Genomic DNA, 21,378 nt, shown 5'->3' with positions numbered 1-21,378 from the left:
CTCCCTCCATTTTTATTCGATTCAAATTGTAGCATATAGCAGGTTTTGTGGCAAGTAAAATCTTATTTGAGTTAATATTGCTACAAAATATAGCATTATTTTGCAACACATACCTTGATGAATGCTATTTCTCTCTGTAAAATTACGGTATAAAGCAATCTGCGCAGCATCATTTTTGTGCATTTTGCTCACTCGAATACAATGCCATTTAAAAAAATGGAGGAGGGCCAAGATGGACTTGAGCTGTGATTATCTGAAAATGAAACACCCGATCGCCCAAAAGGCGCTATATGCGCTGCTGGAAGTCAAGGATTCGGACCTTCGTTTGGATACGGTATATCAGGGAAACCACGCTGTAGACCAGGGAATCCACATCGGTGGCACCTTCTCTGAACTGATTCCACTGATCGCGCTTTTTTACGGAGGTTTCATTCATGTAAATGTGGAAGACCCCACTGCTCGTGAAAGTGACATCTACGTACAGAGCAAGGGACACGGTATAGCCGGTATGGCATCGGTCTTTTCGGATTTTGGTTTCTTTGACAGAGCGCTTTTGGAGAATTCCCGCGGAAGTGACAGCGATCTGAATGGACATCCTGGCCCTATCCTGCCAGGAGTACATATCGCGACGGGACCTTTAGGGCAGGGCATCAGTGCCGCTGTCGGCTTTGCCATGGCGCAGAAAATAGAGGGTGTTGGGCGGACATTCTGCCTGATGGGAGACGGGGAACTGCAGGAGGGCATTCCATGGGAGGCATTCATGTTTGCCTCTGCCAAAAATCTGAACAATCTGTGCATTCTCATTGATCACAACTATGGACAAAACGATGACTCTCACCGTCTCATGCTTTCCATGGGTAGCTTGCGAAAAAAATTGGAGAGCTTTGGTTTTGATGTTTTGGATGTCAACGGTCAGGAGTACGAGCCGATTTACCATGCGTTGGAGCACTTCCAGCATCGGATCGACAGCCGCCCCATGGCCATCATCTCTGAATGCCGCAAGGGTGAAGGTGGTTTCTCCAAAGCCACCGAGAGTCACAAGACCACCGTGGGGCAGGATCTGGCGGAATGGGAAATCCATCAGCAGACGCTCCGCAGGGAAACCCGCATTAAAAACTTGTGTCATTTTCTACAGGCTGCAAAGGTGCGTGCGCCGGAGGAATATGAGCAACTCCTGCACTGGGCTTCCAAGATGGGGATTGATGTACAGCAGGATGAAAATGGCCCTGTGGGTGTTATACGCCGCTATTCTCAACGCCGCACCAAACGGGCTGCTCCCCGAGACAAGACTCTGCATTACCAGGAGCGCGACCTACCCGATCCCAAAATCGGAGATAAGCTGCAGTGCAGCAAAATTGCCGCGGATATGGTAGCAGCCTTTTCCAGAGACCCGAAAATGATTACTTTGGACGCGGATATGGGCCTGATCTCTGGTCTTCAGCCCGGTATGCTGAAACATGCTGGAAACCGCGGCATCAATGTAGGCATTGCTGAATCCAACATGAGTGGCATCGCCGAGGCCTTTGCCGCAAAAGGCTATAACGTCTGGCACTCCACTTTTGGCGTCTTTTTTGACTGGCGAGTTTTGCGCCGGATTACGGTCAGTCAGCAAGAGCGAATGGAATCAATTTCCAAAAGTGACGGCTGGCTGTCCGAGGGCCATCAGCTGGATATTACATTGTTCTCTACCGCTAGCAACATTGACACCGGTGTTAACGGCGCCACCCATATGAGCATCGACGATGTTACCGCGCTTATGCAGCTGCCTCACTTGCGGGTAATCGATGTAGCCTGTCCCCGAATGATGGTGGCGGTCATGAAATGGATTGCCAAGGGTAGCAAGGGGCTGGTGCTACTTCGGCTCACACGAGCCGCTTCTGAAACCATTTACCCTGAATCCCTGCAATTTGAATACGGAAAGGGCTATGTCCACGGAGATCCTCATGCGGACACCGTCATCATCACTAGTGGCCGAGGCATTTATGAGGGACTCAACGCCCAGAAGGCGTTACGGGAACAGGGACGCGAGATCGCCGTGGTGGACATGCCTTCCTTTGATGCAGATCTGGCTGCGCAGCTGACCCAACAAGGCAAACGAATCCTATTTGCCGAACAGAATAACGGTTTCCTGTTTGCCTCTTATCTGGACGAAATGTACCGGCGAGGAATCGCTTGGTCGCCGGAAAAGATTACCACCCTCAGCACCCGCACCAGAGAGCGAAAAGCACGGCATCTGCACTCCGGAACCTATACACAGCTGGCAAAACTCTGTGGCCTGTCTGCAGAGGATCTTGTAAATACGATCACATTTGAAATGTAAAGGAGGGCGCATATGGGCTTTGACATGAATGCTTTTTCCCTGGCAGGGAAAAAAGCCATTGTTACAGGTGGCGCAAAAAAGACCGGCCTGTGTTATGGTATGGCTGTCGCACTTCATGACGCCGGTGCAGAGATTGTCATTCTGGACGCAAATTCACAGGTTGAAAACACGGTGGCAGAATTGGGTGGCGCCAAATCTGGATACCACGCCGTGGTAGCAAATCTATTGGACCTCAACGATCTCAGCAACGGGTTTCAGCAAGCGATTTCAGCTCTGGGTGGACGGCTGGATATTCTGGTCAACGGTGCCGGACTTCAGTATCGCTGCCCCTCCGAGGAGTTCCCCGAGGACGCTTGGGATCGCATTATGGGGGTCAACATCAAGGGCGTTTTCTTTATGAGCCAGCTGGCTGGCAAGGTGATGCTGAAACAGGGCAAGGGAAAAATTATCAACATCGCCTCCACCAATTCTTTCATCGGCCTGCGGAACATGCCGGCGTATGTCTCCAGCAAGGGCGGCGTCAAACAATTGACCATGGCGCTCTCCTCTGAGTGGAGCGGTCGCGGCATCAATGTCAACGCCATTGCTCCCGGCTACATGGACACCGAAATGAGCAAGGATCTGCAGCAGATGGAACAGGGCAAACAGCTCACTAAGCGGATCCCTATGGGAAGATGGGGGCATCCCGAGGATCTGATGGGTACTGTCGTATTTCTGGCCTCATCTGCTTCCGACTACATTAGTGGTGTGACGCTCCCGGTGGACGGAGGTCATTTGGCAAGTTAAGGAGGTGGGTAAATGGCCATTCGTAAGCGCAACGATTTCATTTTAAGCATTCTCTCTTTTGCAATTGGATTGTTCCTGTTCGCATCAGAATCAACTGTTAGTGGTGTCATGCTGTTTGTCGGACTTCCCTTTCTGGCGGAACCCCGCACCTTTATTCAAGGCATCGGTATTCTGCTGATGGTATTCAGCATCCCTCTGTTTCTCAAATCAATCAGTCTGAAGGGTGAGCGGGACTCTGGCAAATTCAGGTTGAAAAAGGAAACGATCATTACTCTGATTGCGCTGCTCCTTTTCGTTCCCGCCTATGAACTAATCGGTTTTCCCATTGCTTCTTTCCTGCTCACTTTCTGTCTGAGCGTTGTGTATGGTCTTTGTGAAGAATCGCAGCGGGAGGAGCATGAACGTACCAGCAAAAAAAGTTCTATCTTATCCGGTTTGTCTATTCTCTTGTTGTCGTAACCGTTCTGGTCCTCGTATTTACACAGATCCTGCATGTCAAGTTCTTCTGAGTCCGTTCTTTCCTACATTTCGTTATTTTGCTTAGGAGGAAAATTATATGAAAAAGAAAAATATCTTGGCACTGGCCTGCGTATTTCTTATGATGATCGGCATTCTGTCGGGCTGCGGTGGCGGTGAAGAAGCCGCTTACCCGGCGGAAGACATCTCGTGTCTGGTCCCCTACGCCGCTGGCGGCGGCACCGACAACATCGCCCGTGCTGTGGCGGCCAACATTGATCTACCTGTGTCCATCGCCTGCTCCGTTATGACCGGTGCCGGCGGTTATACCGGTTCACAAGAATTTTCCACACAGCCCGGCGACGGCTATCACATTATGTCTCAGAGTCCCCTGGACCTGATTTGCTACTATCTGACCGGTGTCAGTGAGGAAAAACTCTGGGAGAAGATGGAGCCGCTTCCCTGCATGGTAATCGATCCCGGCATCGTGGTTACCAATCCCAACAGCGGGATCAACAGTGTGGAGGATCTAAAAGCAATGGATCCCGCTGAACTGACTTGGGGATTCATCGGTGCCCGTCAGCAGATGGTCACCATCCAACTGCTCCAGGGGCTCGGCCTGGAAGGTGCCACCCAGGTTCCCTACGACAGCGGTGCTGACGCCATTACTGCCATCATGGGCAACCATGTTGATGTCAGTTTCATGCAGGTGGGCGATCTGGGCTCCGCCGTGGAATCCGGCAATGTGAAACCCCTGCTGATTGTGGACGAAAAGCGCTGTGAAATTTATCCCGATATTCCCTGCACAGAGGAACTGGGAATTGAAGCCACCGGCGCCCAGTATCGTGCCTTCTTCGCCACCAAGGATACCACTCCCGAGCAGATTCAGTATCTGAACGATAAGATGGCAGACCTTCAAGATGACCCCGATTATCTGGAGGCTCTGGAAGGCTTTGGCTTCCTGCCTGGCTTTATCCCGGCCGATGAGATGGGGGCGAAAATTGAAGAGTGGTACAACATCTTTGCTCCGATTTATGAGGAGTACCTCAAGTGACTCGCTTCTCACCCGCGCAAAGCAACGTCAAATCGCTCTCGCTGCTTGAAATATAGGAGGTGTCGTGAATGCAGCTATTTGCAGAGGGCTGGGCTTACCTCATGGCGAACCCAATGTCGTTTGTCTATATGACTGGAGGCATCCTGATGGGTATCATCTTTGGATGCATCCCTGGCTTGACGGCTGTTTTAGGCGTTACGTTGATGATTCCTTTTACCTACGCCATGTCTGCTGCGGAAGGCCTTTCCACTCTTATCGGCATTTATGTTGGCGGCATCAGCGGCGGCCTAATCTCTGCGTGCCTGCTGAAAATTCCCGGGACCTCAGCATCTCTTGTCACCACCTGGGACGGCTATCCCATGGTCAAGCGTGGCAAGCCGGAGGCTGCACTGTCTCTTGGTGTGTTTGCCTCCTTGATTGGTGGCACATTTTCTGCTATTGTCCTGGCGACCATAGCGCCGCAGCTATCCAAGGTCACATTAAAGTTCGGGCATTGGGAGTATTTTGCACTGATTTTTTTCAGTATCTGCGTAGTGCTCTCCATGGTCAGTTCTAGCGGAGCCAAAGGCGGAATCGGATTGTTTTTCGGCATGGCTATCGGCTCTGTGGGAATTGACCAGGTCACCGGCGTAAACCGGTTGATGTTTGGCCAGTGGCAGCTCAGTTCCGGCATTGGCCTGACCGCTTTTCTGATGGGGCTGTTTGCCATCAGTGAGGTTCTCAGCCAATCCGGTGAATTGTCCGGACTGCGGATAACAACCCGGGTGCGGCGTGTCCCCTTTATCCCCCCAAAGGATGAGCGGGATGAAATGTGGAAAGGCATCACCATCGGCTCTCTGTTAGGTACCTTCACCGGTATTTTACCGGCCGTGGGTCAGGATACTGCCACAGTGCTGGCCTATAACCAAACCAAAACCATGTCCAAGCACCCGGAAAAATTCGGAACCGGATATGCTGCCGGTATCGCAGCATCTGAGAGCTCCAATAACGCTGTCAACGGCGGAGCCCTGATCCCCTTGTGCTGCCTGGGGATCCCAGGCGACAACGTGACAGCTGCTCTGATTGGCGGTCTTATGATCCACGGTCTGCAGCCTGGACCCATGCTGGCAGTGGACGCCCCGGAGGTGATTGGATGCATTATGCTGGTGTATTTTCTGGCAAATATTGTAATGTATCTGATGGAAACCGGCCTGATGAACATTTTTGTTCAAATGATCCGGATTCCCAAGTCCCTTCTTTTTCCTGCTATTTTGGTCTGCTGTGTTTTGGGCGTCTACGCCATCAACAACCGCATTTTTGAAGTGTTGGTAATGGTAGTTTCTGGAATCGTTGCCTATTTTCTGTTGAACTATTTCAAACTGGATCTGATTGCAATTCTGCTGGGATACCTGTTGGGGCCACTTCTGGAAACCTACTTGCGGACAGCCATGATCGCCGACCAGGGAAACTTGTTGGCTTTCACACAGCACCCCATTGCGCTGGGTCTCATTGTTGCGGCTGTTATTGTCTTAGCGGGACAGGCCTTCTTCCGAAAGTCCCGTAGAAAAAAGCTGTTGCGTTAGCAGGCAATACCTCCGCGCAGGAATAAGGCAACAGGCCGGCCCGTCTTTCCGGCGGGCCGGTCCTTCCTTTCATCTGACATTCAATTTGAAAGGAGCATATTTGACATGAAAGCAGCTGTTCTAACAGCACCGTATGAGATTACCGTTGAGAAGCGGGGAATGCCTCAAATTCAGGGGCCACAGGACGTTTTATTTAAGATTTTGCAAACTGGTATCTGCGGCTCTGATATGTTGGCATTCCGTGGAGGGCATAAAACCGTGCAATATCCCCGAGTCCTGGGGCACGAGTGTGTAGGTGAAGTTGTCGCAGTTGGCTACGAGGCGGAAAAGAAATTTCTCCCCGGCGATCTCGTTACAGTACAGCCTCAGTTGATCTGCGGTACCTGCTATCCGTGCCGGCACGGCAGAATCAACGTCTGCACCCACAAGAAATTTATGGGTATTAACGAAGACGGTTTTTTCACGGAATATTATAAATGTAACCAATTTAACATCGTGAAGCTGCCGCAGGGAGTAACCCATGACATGGGTATGCTGGTAGAACCCTTTGCCGTAGGAGCTAATGCAGCGGAACGGGCCGGAGCTGAACAGGGGAAAAATATTGTAATCGTGGGCGCAGGTACCATCGGCAACTGCACAGCACAAATAGCTGTGGCTAGAGGCGCTAACGTTTTAATTACAGACATTAAAGACGGACGGCTTCAATACGCACAGGACTGCGGCATAAAAAACTGCTGCAACACCAATCGGGTTTCTCTTGCGCAAGCCATCGATGGGGCATTTGGTTCTGCAGGAGCAGATGTATTGATTGACTGCTGCGGAATCCCAGAAATGCTGCAAAACATGGTGTGTTGCGCACAAAATGCTTCTCGCATTGTTTTGGTAGGCACATATGGGCGGGATATTCTGATGAATATGACACACCTGCAACGAGGAGAAATCGATATTATCAGCGTCATGCAATATGTCCGACGGCACTACCTACAAGTATTTGACCTCATGCAACGGGGAAAGCTGCATCTGGAGGGCTTTATTGGGGCCCGCTTTCCTCTGTCAGGCCTTCAGCAAGCTTTTGACTATCTTCATGAACCAAATACGGATGTAATGAAAGTTGCAATTATGGTGCAGTAGGATTGACTGCTGCCTCCACCACGCGGCACGGAGAGGCGTACCATTCAAAGGCCACTGTTTGTTTCCTGGACCCCACGGATATAATGAACCTGATTCAGCATTTACAGTTTGCATTACATAGTAGTGCGTTTGCTGAAGTGGGAAGATGAAATTAGTTTTGGCTGAAATAAGTACTTTGACATTTCAAAGCTTGCGCCGCAGTAAACAGTACAGAAGTCCGGAACTGGCCCATATCACCAGCTCCGGGCTTTTCTCTTTCTGAAGATCACAAAAACCTCTCCCATTCGACACGGTTCGACCGACAAAAAATTCCAGCATGATATAATCAAACCAGGCGCAAGCCTAAACTCGTAGCTTTCCGGTGAGGTCCACACCCCGGTGGGACCTCAGACGTTCATGGGCCTCGTAGGGCACCATCACCATCCCTGTACGAAGGAAACTTCCATGAAGGTCTTCAGTTTTTGGCGCTGTGCCGGCAGCGCGGGTGTGTGACTTTCCGTCGAAAGCGGAAAGGACACAAATGAACGACTTTGTCGTGATTCCTTATAGTGGGCAGCAAGTATCAGTGCCAAAGGAGGTCGCAGACTTCCTGGAGCAGGATCGGAAACGGGAACAGGCGCAGGAAAAGCAGGACGAAAGGCATCTGAGTAAAAGTGAGTTTGAAACGGTGCTGCCCGGCTCGGAATGCGTCAGGCGTCCCGTGGAGGATCCTGTACTCTGGACCCTCCGCCTTGAAAGTCTGCAAAAAGCCATGGAGGTTCTGGATCACCAGAGCCGCGAGTTCATCGATTTCCGCTATGACAGGGGTCTGACCATGGAGGAGATCGGAAAGTTCTACGGCGTGTCCAAAATGGCGGTATCAAAGCGGCTGAGAAAGCTCCACCAAAAGCTGAAGGGCTCTGTCATCTGACAGAGCCCTTCAACTTTTTTTGTTTTCCGGTTTACAAATGCCCTTTGAGTGTCCTAGTAAGTGAGGGGCAATGGTTTCCGCGTTGTGAGAACGCAGCGAGTTGACGTGAGACACACATTGTAAACAAATTGAAAATCTCGCAAAAATAGGTTGTAAAAAACCGTGATTTTATCCCTACCCCTTATGAGGGGATTTTTTCTCCTGCGCTCATGTCTCTGATGGATCTGAGAAAACCATCGTGCCCCAAACGACGCTTCCACACATCGGAGATATGGCTGAAGGCCGCAGCCATGAATGACAATTGAAGGAAGAGGTACAGGATTATGGATGGAACCAAATTCAACCGCAGGTTTTTGAAAATGCTTCTGAAGATGCAATGTGAGAAAGAAACGCTGGACTGTGTGATCCATGAGATGAGAGCTGTGCTGGGAGAGAAGATGCCGGAGGAAGATGCCGTGCGGGCGTATCTGAAAGACCCCGGCAAAAAAACAACCCTCACAGTGGGCCAGCAGGTCCTTGCCATGGACAAGCTGCTGGAAGACGCGGAGGTAAACTTCCACATGATTTGCGACATGGTGCGCTACCAGAACATGAAGGAAGCGGGGATGGTCCACTCTGTGGATGAGTTCCTGCAGCTCCTTCGTTCAGGCAGAACACAAAACGAGTAAAGGAGGTGCACAAGCATGAAGCTGTCGGAGTACAAAAGCTATGACGACCTGCCGCTGTTCCTCAACGCGGAGATGGTGGCGAAGGTGCTGGGCGTGTCTCCGTCATCCGGATACGAACTCCTGCATGAGGACGGCTTCCCGGTGCTGCGGGTAGGCAACCGTATGGTGGTGCCAAAAGACGCGTTCATCCGGTGGGTGGAGTCACACACAGGAGGTGGCGGATGAGAACACAGAACAACTACTTCACGATGCCCAACGAAGTGTTCCAGCTGGGACTCAGCGCTGGGGAGCTGGCGGTATACAGTTACCTGCGCCGCTGCGAGGATCGCAGGACACACCAGTGCTGGCCCAGCTACCGGACCATCGGCAGCGCGGTGGGCATGAGTGAAAACACGGTGCGAAAGTACGTACTGGCCCTGGAAGAGCGCGGCCTGATCGTCACCGAGCCCACAGACGTGCGGCTGAAAAGCGGACGGCGCCGAAACGGAAATCTCAAATACACCCTGCCGTCTATCCAGGAGGTATTGCGGGACTACTACGCCCGGCAGCGGAGTACGCTTGAGGCCCAGACAGAGCGGCAGCGGGTGCAGAAGATGCTGGCAGAGCAGCAGGCAGAAGACTCCCTGTGAGCCCCCTGTGAGGCCCTGTGTGGAGTGGCTTGGGACTCAGCAGGGTCCCAGCCCCTCCCGGGGATTTTGGACGAATTTGGGCCGGTTTCGAGGCTCTGCGGAGGACGAAAGAAAATGCTGGATAAAGAACAGGCGTCACAAGCGCCGCTCTGTTCGGTCATTTCTGCCCGTAGCGCGGGCAATTACGGGAGTTTCTGTGGCTTCAAAAATGGAGTCAATATCCGGGCCGTGATATCATCTCTGCGGTCGTTATCCCCCAACGCATACTCCCACAAAGAAAAAACAGGGGTCACACCCAGAAAGAAGACCATTATGGGAAAAAAAGAGAAGTTTCCCCTCTACCTGTCACCGGAGAAAAGACCATTCTGGAGCGCCGGTATCAGGAGGACAGGAGCCGGAGCATCACCGACTTCATTGAGCGGGCGGTGGACTTTTATCTGGACTACCTCAGCGCCAACAACGCTGGATTGTTTCTCCCTACCTCCATCAAGTCCTATCTGGACGGCCTGTTGGACCAGCTCGAAGGCCGGATGTCCTCTCTGCTGTACAAGCAAGCGGTGGAGCAGGATCTGGTGGCTGGTATCCTCGCCGACGCATATCAGTTCAGCGGCGAGGAGCTGCGCCGACGGCGGACGGAGAGCGTCCAAAATGTGCGGAAGACCAATGGCTGCATCTCGCTGGAGCAGCGGGTGCGGGAGACTTGGGAGGATGGGGATGAATGGCAAGACTGATCGTCAAAAGTCCGTATATCAAGTGCGGAGGTAACCAGGGCGCAGACGGTTACATGCGCTACATCGCGACACGGGAGCGGGTGGAGATCATCCCGGATGACCGTCCGCCAACCCGCAAGCAGGAGCAGCTCATCACAAAGCTGACAAAAGACTTCCCGGATGTGAAAGAGCTGCTGGAGTATGATGACTATGTACAGAAGCCTACAAAAGCCAATGCCTCGTCGCTCATCACCCTGGCGCTGGAGGAACACTGGAAGCAGGTGCAGCAGACGGATGGTTACATGAAATACATCGCAACACGTCCTCGTGCAGAACGACTGGGTGACCATGGCCTGTTCGGTGACGCGGATCGTGTGGACCTGGACACCGCCATATCGGAACTGGAGCACTACACCGGCAACGTCTGGACGTACATCCTCTCTCCGCACCGGGAGGACACCACACGCCTTGGCTGCGACAATGCCAAAGCATGGCGGAACCTGCTCCGCGTCAATCGCAATGGCATCGCCGCCGCCATGAACATTCAGCTGAACCACTTCCGCTGGTATGCCGCCTTCCGCGACGAGGGAAAGCATCCCCATATGCACATGATAGCGTGGTCAACACAGCCAGGAGAAGCGGACCTGACGTGGGATGGTTACCCGCAATATCAAATCCGCGCTCACCAATCAGATCTTCAAACAGGAGATGCTCCACACCTACGAACAAAAGTCGCAGTCCCGGGACGAGCTGGTGCGGGGAGCCCGCCGCATGATCCGGCAGCTTACGCAGGAGATGGCGCAAAGTCTCTGCGCGGCTCCTGAGATTGAGCAGAAGATGGAGCAGCTGGTCGGACAGTTGGAAACGGTCAAGGGCAAAAAGTCCTACGGATACCTTCCCGAGTCCGTGAAGAAAACTGTGGACGAGGCGGTGGACAAGCTGGAGGAACTGCTGGTGGTCCGTGAGTGTTATGACCAGTGGTGCATCCTCCAAAATGAGGTGGAGAACTACTGCCACGATAAGCCCAGAGAACGAAAAAAGCTGGCCCAGGAGAAAAAGTTTCGGCAGATCAAGAACGCTATCATCCAAGAGGCGGAGAATATCCGCCTGGGTGTGATGACATTCGAAGATGAAAAGGTGGAAGATCGAGACGAGTGGGTGGAAAATTGGGAGGTCTCCTACGAGTGCCTGCGGCTACGGGCCAAGATCGAAGACCGCAAGCTGCCGCTCGATCAGCGGGACGAGGCGGTGGGAGATCTGGAGTAGCTGGCAGAGTACGGCGATATCCATGCCAAATACTTCCTGGGACTGCTGTATCGGGACGGCGGGCTGCTCATCCCGGACGCTGAGAAAGTCAGGCATTGGCTGGAACAGGCGGCAAAACAGAATCTTCCGGACGCGCAATACCCCCTGGGCCACCGGCCTGACGACCACGAAGATCCGGAGATGGATCGTGTCAGCATGGGCGGCATGACCATGAAAGGATGGTGATTGTCCGCAATCTTTACGGAGTCCATTGATTATAGAGCACTCCCTTCACCAGATGGTGGGGAAATAAATCAACAAGACGAAGTATAACAAATAAAAACCTCTCCTACGGCTGGAGAGGAGAAATGATATCCAGTGAAAAAAGGAACATTCAAATCTTACGAAGATCTGCCGCTGATGCTCTCGGTTCCTGAGATGGGAGCGGCGCTGGGAATCTCCCGTGCCGGGGCTTATGAGTTGGCACGGTCCGAGGGTTTTCCCGCACTGAGGATCGGCACCCGCATTGTGATACCCAAGGACAAACTTCAGGAATGGGTAGACAAACAGACCGAAAAGATATGATATGAGGGCAATCGTTGATTTGCGGCGAGGCAATGTGGTAAAATACAACATACAAATCAAAGAAAGGGGTGTTCCTATGAAGGATATGTCGGCACAAAAGCAGGTCTGCTCAATAGGGACAGGCGGGGAGCCGGCGGAAGCCATGCGGGAACGCTCATGGGAATATGGGCTCCCACCTTACCTCCAGCATGATCTGGACGCATACAAAGAAGGCCTTGCGGAGGGGTCCTCTCTGCTGGACTGTCTGTGGGGAGAGCTGTACGGAAGCATCAACATCGCGGAGATCAACGATGGCGCGATCACACATGAACATGCCAATTATCTGCGTCAGAAGTTTCTGTGGGGTGAATGAAGTGCCTGATTTTACAAACTGCAAGCGTGTGCCCGGACGTGCTTATAACGGTGCCAACGGAAAGAAGATCGCAATCGAACATCAGGGCGAGCAATATATGCTGAAATTTCCTCCTTCCGGTCAGGGAAAGAGAACGGAGCTGTCCTACACGAATAGCTGTATCAGCGAACACATCGCCAGCACCATCTTCAACATGGTTGGGATCCCCGCGCAGGAAACCATCCTGGGAACGTATGATGTGGGGGGAAAGACGAAGATCGTCTGCGCCTGCAAAGATTTTACCGCAGACGGAAGTAAGCTGTTTGACTTCTGCTCCATCAAGAATACCGTCATCGATTCTGAATATGGCGGCACCGGAACGGAGCTGGAGGACATTCTGGATACCATTGAAAAACAGCAGTACGTGAATCCTGTGGAAGTGCTACAACACTTTTGGAATGTCTTTGTGGTGGATGCGCTTCTGGGGAATTTTGACCGACACAACGGAAACTGGGGATTCCTGTATCACGATGACACCCAGACCGCAACGCTGGCCCCAATCTATGATTGCGGCAGCTGTCTGCTGCCGCAGGCAGATGCCCAGGTGATGCGGGCGGTCTTGTCAAATCAGGATGAGCTGAATGCCCGGATTTACCGCTTCCCGACTTCTGCCATCAAACAGAATGACCGGAAAATCAACTACTATGATTTCTTGATGGCAACTGGAAACAAGGACTGCAATGCGGCGGTCATGCGCATGATGCCGCGATTCCATCTGGATAAGATGCTGGCTTTCATCAGAGAAGTTCCTTTTCTGGATGAACTGCAGCGGCAGTTTTACCAGACTTATCTGTCTGCCCGAATGGAAAGAATCATGGTCCCTGTGCATCGGCGGATTATGGAGCAACAGCAGCATCTATCACCGAGACTTCATATGTGAGTGTAAAGTTCAGGACCGCTTCCGAATTTTCGGAAGCGGTCCTGAATTTGCTAACAATTTGATAACTCTGCCCGGTTGGAGTAGCTATTGAGGTCAGGTCATAGTATTGTGTGTCGCTGATAGGAGGCGATTCATGATGCGTGACTATATGAAGGCCCTCTGCTGCAGGTTCGAGACGACATCCCGGAGGGCGGAGTATCTGGACAGGAAAGTCGAACGGACCTACAGGCAGCTCACCCGTCTGCTGGATGAGCCGGAGCGGAAACTGCTCCTGAAGATGGCGGATCTGGAAGACGCTCTGCGGGAGGAAGCGTGTCTCAACAGCTTCATCTCCGGTTACCGTCTGGCCCAGGGTATCCAACAGGAGCTGCTGGCAGACCCAGTCGCCGTACAACTTTGAAAACGAGGACGAACAACGGGCGTGTGAGCTGGCGAGAAAGGAGAGATGATGAATGGGGAAGAAACGCGCCAACAGCGAGGGCAGTATCCGCAAACGGAAAGATAGTAGATGGGAGGGATTCTACACGGCCTCCTATGACCCGGCGCCCGGGAAGCAGAAAATTAAGAATGTCCTGGGAAAGACTCAGGCGGAGATCAAGGAGAAACTGAAAAAGGCCATCGCGGACAGTCAGCGACTGGATATGAACCGTAGCGGCACCCACACGGTGAAAAGCTGGGTGACGATGTGGTACGAGGTCTATGCCGAGCCCCGGCTTCGGGAGAACACCAAGGACTACTATCTGAATTACATCAATAACCACATCATCCCCCAACTGGGGGACATCAAGCTGGACAAGCTCACCACGATCCAGATCCAGAAGTTCTACAACGATCTCCAGAAGAACGGGCGGGTGCAGCGGTACCAGCACATCCAGCTGAAGAACAAGGGACTGAGCGTCCGGGTGGTCCATGGCATCCATACCTTGCTGAACAACTGCTTGGAGCAAGCTGTGGCGGAGCGGCTGATCCTGGTGAACCCCGCGAGAGGCCGCAAGCTGCCAAAGATGGAGAAGCGGGAGATGAAGGTACTGCCGGAAGAGAAGATCCGCCCCTATCTGATGGAAGCGGACAAGCGGGGACTGCTGGCACCCTTCTACCTGGAGCTGACCACAGGACTGCGGCGGGGAGAACTGCTGGCCCTCCTCTGGACGGACCTGGACGTGGAGAAGCGAACCATCTCCATCACGAAGCAGGTGACTCGCACCAAGGGAGAATTGGTGGTGAGCCAGCCCAAGACCCACAATTCCATCCGTGTCCTGCCGGTCTCGCAGCAGGCGGTGGAGCTGCTGGTGGAGGAGCACAAGAAGCACCCGGGAAATCCCTACATGTTCCCGTCGCCCAAGACGGGAGGAATGTTCGATCCGGATTCCTTCCGGCATACCCACGAGAAGATCCTGAAAGCCATCGGCACCGAGCATATTCGGTTTCACGATCTCCGGCACACCTTCGCAACGCTGTCTCTCAAGAATGGGGTGGATGTGAAGACCCTGTCCAGCACCCTGGGGCATTACAGCGCGGGCTTCACCCTCAGCACCTACACCCACGCCACGCCGGATATGATGCGAGAAGCAGCGGATACCATGGGCGATGTGATAGGGAAGGCAATATGAAAATACACCTTTGTGAGCACATACACTCACAAAGGTGCATTTTTAGAAATTAAAACGGCAATTCATCATCTTGAACAGAAGAGGCATCTTCTGTTTCCCACTGAATCAGGGTTTTAACCCGAGACATTGGCAATCGTAATAATTTATAATTATCATCAAATAGATCCAAATCAAGCGTAATTGTTTCTTTCATACCATCATGTACTCTGGTGTATCTCCAATATGACTCATCCGGAGCTGCAATATCATCGGAAAATCCAACTACTTGCAGAAATTCTTCCAACCCAGATTGGTCTAAAACAATAAAGGTGGAACTTTTCATACCCAACAGAGATCGAATATAGTAAATGGTATTGTTGGTTGTAAAAAAGGTTCCGTCCAAAAACTGAAACATTCTTTCGGTTTCTTTATGAAAAGAAGATAGGAGGTCTTTAAATTGTTCAGTGGTTTCCTGTAAATCATAAGCTGTTTTAGCTTCTGTCAAAGAAGCATCCCTAGCCAAAAAGTTCTGAAATAATCCAGCAAATTGGCTTTTTAGGGAATTAACAATATCGGTTGTAGTTTCGAAAGATTCAATCGGGTTATTTTTAATTGCGAGACGCAGTTCCTCAATAAACTGATGAATTTTAATGTTATCCGCATATGCGGGCCTAAAGGTGCCCGAATCCTTGTTTTGCATGTATGTCCGGTTTTCTATATATACATCTTTAGCGATGAAAATATAAATTTTCTTTTTATTCTTGATAGCTGTGCGAAGTTCCTCCATGGTGATTGAAAAATCGCCTGTGGAAGCCTGAGTCCCAAAATGATTTCCAATAATACAGATTACAATATCGCAAGTGGTCAATTCACTATAACAACTATTTTCAATAGTGTCTGTTTGCGTATAAGCTACACCGCCCCTATCATGCATAACTGGCGTATACCCAAGTGATCTAATAAAATCTCCGATATCATTCCGGACATGCTTCAAATCATAATATGTTGAACTAATAAAAACACGCGGCGCAGCCATGATGGATACTCCTCTCTGTTTTTGAAATTATTTTTAGTATAACATTTCGACTTGTTATCTACAAGAAACTTTTGCGCAGAAAGTCCGATTTTAGAACATAAAACAACAAAATACGACACCACTAGGCAAAATCATTTCGCCCGGAGCTGTGTCCCTTCTGAAACTATCCCCGAATTGGTCAGTGTATTGGTCGGAGAAAAAGTAGAAAATTTGGAGAAAACTTTTAGAGCCTGAGGCAAAAGAAAAGTTCCTGATTTCTTGCGAAATCAGGAACTTTTTGGTGGAGACTACTGGACTCGAACCAGTGACCTCCTGCGTGTGAAGATCTGTCTGGACGTCAATGCCTTGCTATCAGGCGCTTTCCGGTAGGTTTTGCTCCACTTTTTTGGAACAGGCAAGAGGTCATGGTCCACTGTGTCCGCTCGCTGATATCCGGATATTGGTCAACGTATTGGTCAAAACCCTGGATTCACTCGTGGAGTGAGTTGCCCTAACTTGTGTGGGTAGCATAAAAAGACATCCCTTTTTAAAAAATATTAAATTTTAGATGGAGAAGTGTTGCTCCCGTCTTTATCTGGATGCGTTTGCGATTGTAAAGGTGAATGTATTGGCTATTGATCAATTGTTTCGCTGGTTTGCCAAGAAGGAAACAGGCTTAACCACCTTGAAAATGCGTTCAAGGTAAAAGTGCCGTTTTTATATTCTGAATTGGTTTTTGATTTTTTTAATAATAAGCGATAGGCCAGACTGCCTTGCATACGGTTTGGCCTGTGCTTATTTGGATGGGATTAAGAATAACTGGCGGTAACTTTGATACTATCAGACAAAGCTTAGAACTGGAAATACAGATCAATTCCAGGTTTTAGCGCATTATAAGCTTGAAGGAGTTATAGATAAATTTCACCACGTTCTTTAAACTTCTCGCGTTTGCCGGTGCACAAGGAGGTCCGAGAAATCCATGGCTTACTTTTGTAACAATCTCCACAGAGTAGTTCGACTAATCCCTAGTCGTTTGGAGGCTGCGGTCTGATTGCCGCCGGTTTCCTCCAGCACTCTTATCGCTACATCCTGACTGATTTCTGCTAGGGTTCGGTTCAGATCCAAGGGGGCGGAGGTGTTCTCAGCTCCTGGCGAAAAAGCGCCCATGTGCCGCTCTTTTCGAAGAATGTTTCGCACGTCTTCCGCAGTAATTACCTGTCCGGCGGAGGTAACCGCTAGCTCCCCTATTACCCGACGGAACTGAGTGTAATTGTGCGGCCATCGGAAGGCCTGCAATAGCGCCAGAGCTTCCGGTTCTGCTCCCACTAGCTGTCGGGGAAGATTAGCGTTCAGATGGCTGAGAGACAGGTTTACCAGAGCGGGAATACGCTCCGACATCTGCCGTAGAGGGGGCAAGAATAAGGAAAGACAACACAACTTATCCATGAAAAGAGATCCCACTGCGGATGTGTATTCCCCGGGTTGGCATACACAGGAGAAGATTACACGATTTCGGCGGCATACATCCATTTCGGACAATGCTGCCAACAACTGCTGCCGACGCTCTGGGCACAGCGCATCAATGCTGGCAAAGTAAATCGTAGAATCCTCATCTGCTAAGGGGGAATTGTGGTGCTCCAGCAAAAAGGCCCAGCTTTTTTCGTTGAGCAGGCTGCAATTTATAGAAACCAAGGGATTGTTTTGTAGCGTCCCGCGCATATACAGCACGCTGACTATACTTTCTTTTCCGGTGCCATCCTCACCGGTAACAACTACTGGGGCACTGCTACGACTGATACGGTCAATGTCATCCTGAAAATCGCGGATAGCGCCGGCAAAGCTGAAGATGCTACTGTAAAAGGCAACTTCCGCCTCCGGTCGGGTGAAAAACCGGATGCCGGCCTGACTGGGAGATAGTGGCGATTTGCGGGCGACAAAGAAAAAAGCGGTGCGGGATAGACTGCCGGTAGTGATGCGTCGGGACCGGATTGAATAGAGCATGCCATCCAGATTCCGAGTGATTCTCCGCTCTGCTTCTTTCTCGGATTCAGGCAGTTCTCGTTTCAGAAGATCCAAAAGCCCTTGCGAGGGGCGTTCCAGTGTGGAAAGGTAAAGATGTCCGGTGTCATCCAGTACCATGGTCTGACCGATTTGACCGTGGAGCAGTTCCCGGAAAAAGAGGTTTTCCTCCCGAAGCCTGGTCTGGCTGCGGCATAGAAACAGCGCCTGATCAAAAGCCTGGCGGATACTGTCAACGCCAGAGGCAATCAAGAAGGAGTTGAACCCCAGCCGCTTTGCGACTGTGTTGGAGACAGCGTCGCAGAGGATTGCTTCGCAGTGGCCTTCCCGCATTCCTGCAAGGATTGTCTCCACTTCCGCCCCGTCGTCCACTGTGCGAATATCGATATCATAGCCCAGCAGATCGCACAAAAGGCGGGCGTTGACGGTGATGTTGTCAAAGGAGACCATAGAGACTTTTCCCGCCCCGGTGGAAGCGCCGGCCAGTTTCAGTACACACAAGAGATCGTACATGGATACCGGGATCTCCACTACTGGAAGTGGAAGGTTTTCTTTGAGCATTTTGGCGGTCCCGCCCCGGGATATCACCACATCGTAATTCCCGTGGAAATTACTGTGAGCAATTTCCAGGCCCTGCTCCAGATCTCCCACAAACAAAGTCAGGTCGATTTGAGGGTACTCCTCCGCCACGTCGGACATCAGGGCTTTCATCCCCTCATAGGGCGCAATGCCCAGAATGCGGTATTTGTGTTTCATGGCCGCCTCCAATGTGTTTAAAATTTAAACAAATTGTATCAAATTAACAAAAATAGTGCAATCATTTTTCGAGGCGTTTCAAAACAAAACATATAATCAGCAAAAAATAATTGCATCACCTGTTGTTTATTTGTAGAATAAAACCAAATAAAGCGCATTACCTAAAGCCTGTTTGAGGATAGCTTGGATTTTTTGCTTTTGAAAATAGTACAAAGTGTTTCAAATATAAACGATACGGAGGTAGCGCATGGTCAAACTGTTGATCATTGCTGATGATTTTACCGGAGCTCTGGATACTGGCGTACAGTTTTCCGCCCACGGGGCAGTTACCAGCGTCATTACGGATCCCGCCTTCGATTTTACCAAGGTGGACAGCAGTATACAGGTACTGGTCATGGATGCGGAAACGAGGCATTTGGAACCAGAGCAGGCATATTCCGTAGTTCGAAAAGCTGTGGAACATGCACTTGCGGCCGGCGTCTGCTGCATATATAAAAAAACCGACTCTGCTTTGCGGGGCAACATCGGCGCTGAGCTGACAGCTGTGCTGGACGCGGCCGGTACCGATAGGCTTCCCTTTATTCCTGCTTTTCCCAAAATGAATCGCATTACTCAGAACGGCGTCCATCTGATCGACGGCGTACCGGTTGCAGAAAGCGTATTTGGGAGGGATCCTTTTGAGCCGGTGCGGCATTCCCGTATATCCGACATTCTTCATCAGCAGTCCTCCCTGCCGGTGATACAGCGGCATCCGGGAGATCCCGATAACGACTCTCCCGGTATTCAGGTCTTTGACGCTGCCAGCGATGACGATCTTCTGCGGATTGGCTGGCGGTTGGGTGTCTCCGGCGTGCGGCTGTGTGCAGGCTGCGCGGGATTTGCGGCCGTGTTGGCAAATCTGCTGGCACTGTCTGGACCGCCTCCCCAGGTGCCGGCGCTGGAAAAGATTCTCTTTATTGCCTGCGGCAGCGTGAACCCAGTGACCCGCCGTCAGTTAGACTACGCAGAGCAGGCCGGGTTTCCCCGTTTCCGGCTGCTGCCGGAAGAAAAACTTCTGCCGGAGTGGCTGGAGAGCAGGGACTGCGCCGTAAAAGTAAAGTACTGGTACAAGACAGCCACTCAAAAGGGAGTTTGTATCCTGGATACCAACGATCCCCCGGGCGGCCCTGATGCCAAGGCTGTCGCCGCAGAACGTGGCCTGGACCTACAACAGGTGCGGATTCGGATTTCCCATACTTTGGGGCAGTTGATGCGGCGGCTTCTGGACAATGGCTTGGAGGCCACGCTGATGTGTACCGGGGGCGACACGTTGCTGGCTTTGATGCGGGCGGTGAATGTAACCGAGTTGACTCCCGTATGCGAGTTGGATACCGGCGTAGTCCTGACACACTTTACCTACCAGAGAAAAAACCATTACATCATTTCTAAATCCGGAGGTTTCGGTGAGGCTGACCTGCTGTGCAGGCTGGCGAAACTGACAGGGGCCGGGACGATGCAGAAGGAGGATATTTCATGCTTGCGAAATACAATCTGAAGATGCCCCACAGCGTTTTCAGCGGGGAAGATGCCTTGGAAAATATCTGCGGGATATTGGAAGAAAACCAGGTAAAGCACTTGGCGGTCTTCACCGATCAGGGAATCCGAGGAGCAGGGTTGCTGGAAGCGCCCATGGCCCGGGTGGAGGAGAGCGGTGTGGATACCGTGATCCTGGATGACCTTCCGGCGGAGCCCACTTACGCCGAAGCCCAAAAGCTGGTGGACCAATGCAAGGCATGCGGCGCCGATTTCATTATGGCCGTGGGCGGTGGCAGCGTCATGGATACCGCCAAGCTGGCCAGCATCCTGATGACCGATGAATACGGTATCAAGGAGCTGCTGGACACCCCCACTCGCGCCAAGAAGTGCATCAAGACCCTGATGATCCCCACCACCGCCGGAACCGGCTCCGAGGCCACCCCCAACGCCATCGTGGCAGTGCCGGAGAAGCAGTTGAAGGTGGGCATCGTCAACACCGAGATGATTGCCGACTATGTGATCCTGGACGCGGTCATGATCAAAAATCTGCCCCGGAAGATCGCTGCCGCCACTGGTGTGGATGCCCTGGCCCACGCCATCGAGTGTTGGACCAGCAATAAGGCAAACCCCTTCAGCGACATCTTCGCCATACAGGCTCTGGACATGATTCTCAATAACATCGAGAAGGCCTGCGACGATCCCGACGCCATGGATGCCAAAAACCAGATGCAGATTGCCAGCTTTTATGCCGGAATCGCCATTACCGCCTCTGGCACCACCGCCGTCCACGCCCTCAGTTATCCCCTGGGCGGCAAGTACCACATTGCTCACGGTGTGTCCAACGCCATCTTGCTGGCACCGGTCATGCGGTTCAATGAGCCCGCCTGCAGGGAGCGCCTGGCGGCGGTCTACGACCGGTGCATGCGCGGTGGCGAGGCCACTGCGGAGGGTAAGAGCGCCGCGGTTATTGCCCGGCTGGAGCAAATCGTCAAACACCTGGATATCCCCACCAGCCTGACGGAGTTCGGCGTGCCCAAGGGGGACCTGGAGGCTCTGGTGGCCTCTGGCATGGAAGTCACCCGGCTCCTGGTGAACAATTTGCGTCCAGTCACCCCTGATGACGCCCGCCGAATCTATCAAGAGATTTTATAACAGGA

The 21,378-nt window shown here is 51.7% G+C and carries 22 protein-coding genes; 20 read left to right on the top strand and 2 right to left on the bottom strand.

The features are described 5' to 3' along the window. Positions 1-232 precede the first annotated feature (232 nt). The 18 genes from DN611_RS14390 to DN611_RS14310 all read left to right on the top strand — a co-directional run bounded on the left by DN611_RS14390 (position 233) and on the right by DN611_RS14310 (position 14,937). On the top strand, positions 233-2,320 hold the full coding sequence (locus tag DN611_RS14390) for a transketolase C-terminal domain-containing protein (RefSeq protein ID WP_160117446.1): 2,088 nt from the start codon (positions 233-235) through the stop codon (positions 2,318-2,320). Between the two features lie 12 nt (positions 2,321-2,332). Continuing rightward, on the top strand, positions 2,333-3,106 hold the full coding sequence (locus DN611_RS14385; RefSeq protein ID WP_021750610.1) for an SDR family oxidoreductase: 774 nt from the start codon (positions 2,333-2,335) through the stop codon (positions 3,104-3,106). Between the two features lie 12 nt (positions 3,107-3,118). Continuing rightward, the gene (locus tag DN611_RS14380) at positions 3,119-3,565 is read left to right on the top strand and encodes a tripartite tricarboxylate transporter TctB family protein (protein ID WP_119311681.1); all 447 of its coding nucleotides are present in this window, start codon (positions 3,119-3,121) and stop codon (positions 3,563-3,565) included. A 97-nt stretch (positions 3,566-3,662) separates the two neighbouring features. Then, positions 3,663-4,616: a Bug family tripartite tricarboxylate transporter substrate binding protein gene (locus DN611_RS14375; RefSeq protein WP_021750608.1), complete on the top strand. Its 954-nt coding sequence runs from the start codon at positions 3,663-3,665 to the stop codon at positions 4,614-4,616. A 68-nt stretch (positions 4,617-4,684) separates the two neighbouring features. Continuing rightward, positions 4,685-6,178 carry a tripartite tricarboxylate transporter permease gene (locus tag DN611_RS14370; protein ID WP_021750607.1) on the top strand — a complete coding sequence of 498 codons (1,494 nt, stop codon included), beginning with the start codon at positions 4,685-4,687 and terminating at the stop codon, positions 6,176-6,178. 105 nt (positions 6,179-6,283) lie between these two features. Continuing rightward, the gene (locus DN611_RS14365; protein WP_021750606.1) at positions 6,284-7,309 is read left to right on the top strand and encodes a zinc-dependent alcohol dehydrogenase; all 1,026 of its coding nucleotides are present in this window, start codon (positions 6,284-6,286) and stop codon (positions 7,307-7,309) included. Between the two features lie 520 nt (positions 7,310-7,829). Beyond that, positions 7,830-8,219: a sigma-70 family RNA polymerase sigma factor gene (locus tag DN611_RS14360; RefSeq protein ID WP_081692033.1), complete on the top strand. Its 390-nt coding sequence runs from the start codon at positions 7,830-7,832 to the stop codon at positions 8,217-8,219. 323 nt (positions 8,220-8,542) lie between these two features. Beyond that, positions 8,543-8,887: a hypothetical protein gene (locus tag DN611_RS14355; protein ID WP_021750604.1), complete on the top strand. Its 345-nt coding sequence runs from the start codon at positions 8,543-8,545 to the stop codon at positions 8,885-8,887. Positions 8,888-8,902: 15 nt separating this feature from the next. Then, positions 8,903-9,112, top strand: a complete 210-nt coding sequence (locus tag DN611_RS14350) for a helix-turn-helix domain-containing protein (RefSeq protein ID WP_021750603.1) — start codon at positions 8,903-8,905, stop codon at positions 9,110-9,112. Next, on the top strand, positions 9,109-9,516 hold the full coding sequence (locus DN611_RS14345) for a helix-turn-helix domain-containing protein (RefSeq protein WP_021750602.1): 408 nt from the start codon (positions 9,109-9,111) through the stop codon (positions 9,514-9,516). The genes DN611_RS14350 and DN611_RS14345 overlap by 4 nt, the downstream gene beginning before the upstream one ends. A gap of 425 nt (positions 9,517-9,941) precedes the next feature. Continuing rightward, the gene (locus DN611_RS14340) at positions 9,942-10,247 is read left to right on the top strand and encodes a hypothetical protein (protein ID WP_249390852.1); all 306 of its coding nucleotides are present in this window, start codon (positions 9,942-9,944) and stop codon (positions 10,245-10,247) included. Next, complete coding sequence (mobP3, locus tag DN611_RS17085; protein ID WP_025543661.1) at positions 10,235-11,050, top strand: MobP3 family relaxase; 816 nt, start codon at positions 10,235-10,237, stop codon at positions 11,048-11,050. The genes DN611_RS14340 and mobP3 overlap by 13 nt, the downstream gene beginning before the upstream one ends. Further along, entirely contained in the window at positions 10,935-11,492 is a 558-nt protein-coding gene (mobL, locus tag DN611_RS17080) for a relaxase MobL (RefSeq protein ID WP_256264647.1), read from the top strand. The genes mobP3 and mobL overlap by 116 nt, the downstream gene beginning before the upstream one ends. Before the next feature lie 357 nt (positions 11,493-11,849). Further along, positions 11,850-12,056: a helix-turn-helix domain-containing protein gene (locus DN611_RS14330; protein WP_025543663.1), complete on the top strand. Its 207-nt coding sequence runs from the start codon at positions 11,850-11,852 to the stop codon at positions 12,054-12,056. Position 12,057: 1 nt separating this feature from the next. After that, positions 12,058-12,408, top strand: coding sequence for a hypothetical protein (locus DN611_RS14325; protein ID WP_267288533.1), 351 nt, complete (start codon positions 12,058-12,060; stop codon positions 12,406-12,408). After that, positions 12,362-13,327 carry a HipA domain-containing protein gene (locus tag DN611_RS14320; RefSeq protein WP_326170137.1) on the top strand — a complete coding sequence of 322 codons (966 nt, stop codon included), beginning with the start codon at positions 12,362-12,364 and terminating at the stop codon, positions 13,325-13,327. Before DN611_RS14325 ends, DN611_RS14320 begins: the two co-directional genes overlap by 47 nt. A 133-nt stretch (positions 13,328-13,460) precedes the next feature. Then, entirely contained in the window at positions 13,461-13,727 is a 267-nt protein-coding gene (locus DN611_RS14315; RefSeq protein ID WP_119311680.1) for a DUF6809 family protein, read from the top strand. A gap of 52 nt (positions 13,728-13,779) precedes the next feature. Next, positions 13,780-14,937, top strand: a complete 1,158-nt coding sequence (locus DN611_RS14310; RefSeq protein WP_025543668.1) for a tyrosine-type recombinase/integrase — start codon at positions 13,780-13,782, stop codon at positions 14,935-14,937. 49 nt (positions 14,938-14,986) lie between these two features. Here the strand turns inward: DN611_RS14310 and DN611_RS14305 are convergent, their stop codons facing one another. Together DN611_RS14305 and DN611_RS14300 are read right to left on the bottom strand one after the other, a co-directional pair. Further along, complete coding sequence (locus DN611_RS14305) at positions 14,987-15,952, bottom strand: DUF4062 domain-containing protein (protein ID WP_119311679.1); 966 nt, start codon at positions 15,950-15,952, stop codon at positions 14,987-14,989. A gap of 963 nt (positions 15,953-16,915) precedes the next feature. Continuing rightward, positions 16,916-18,706: a sigma-54-dependent transcriptional regulator gene (locus DN611_RS14300; RefSeq protein ID WP_119311678.1), complete on the bottom strand. Its 1,791-nt coding sequence runs from the start codon at positions 18,704-18,706 to the stop codon at positions 16,916-16,918. Between the two features lie 247 nt (positions 18,707-18,953). On the opposite strand from DN611_RS14300, the gene DN611_RS14295 reads away from it, so the two are divergent. Both DN611_RS14295 and DN611_RS14290 read left to right on the top strand, forming a co-directional pair. Beyond that, the gene (locus tag DN611_RS14295) at positions 18,954-20,240 is read left to right on the top strand and encodes a four-carbon acid sugar kinase family protein (RefSeq protein ID WP_119311677.1); all 1,287 of its coding nucleotides are present in this window, start codon (positions 18,954-18,956) and stop codon (positions 20,238-20,240) included. Next, positions 20,219-21,373, top strand: a complete 1,155-nt coding sequence (locus DN611_RS14290) for an iron-containing alcohol dehydrogenase (protein WP_119311676.1) — start codon at positions 20,219-20,221, stop codon at positions 21,371-21,373. The genes DN611_RS14295 and DN611_RS14290 overlap by 22 nt, the downstream gene beginning before the upstream one ends. Positions 21,374-21,378: the final 5 nt, after the last annotated feature.

This window comes from Oscillibacter sp. PEA192 (assembly GCF_003574015.1).
Taxonomy (GTDB): domain Bacteria; phylum Bacillota; class Clostridia; order Oscillospirales; family Oscillospiraceae; genus Oscillibacter; species Oscillibacter welbionis.
The sequence above is the reverse complement of the archived record's forward strand: the minus strand, read 5'-3'. Positions and strand labels throughout refer to the sequence as shown.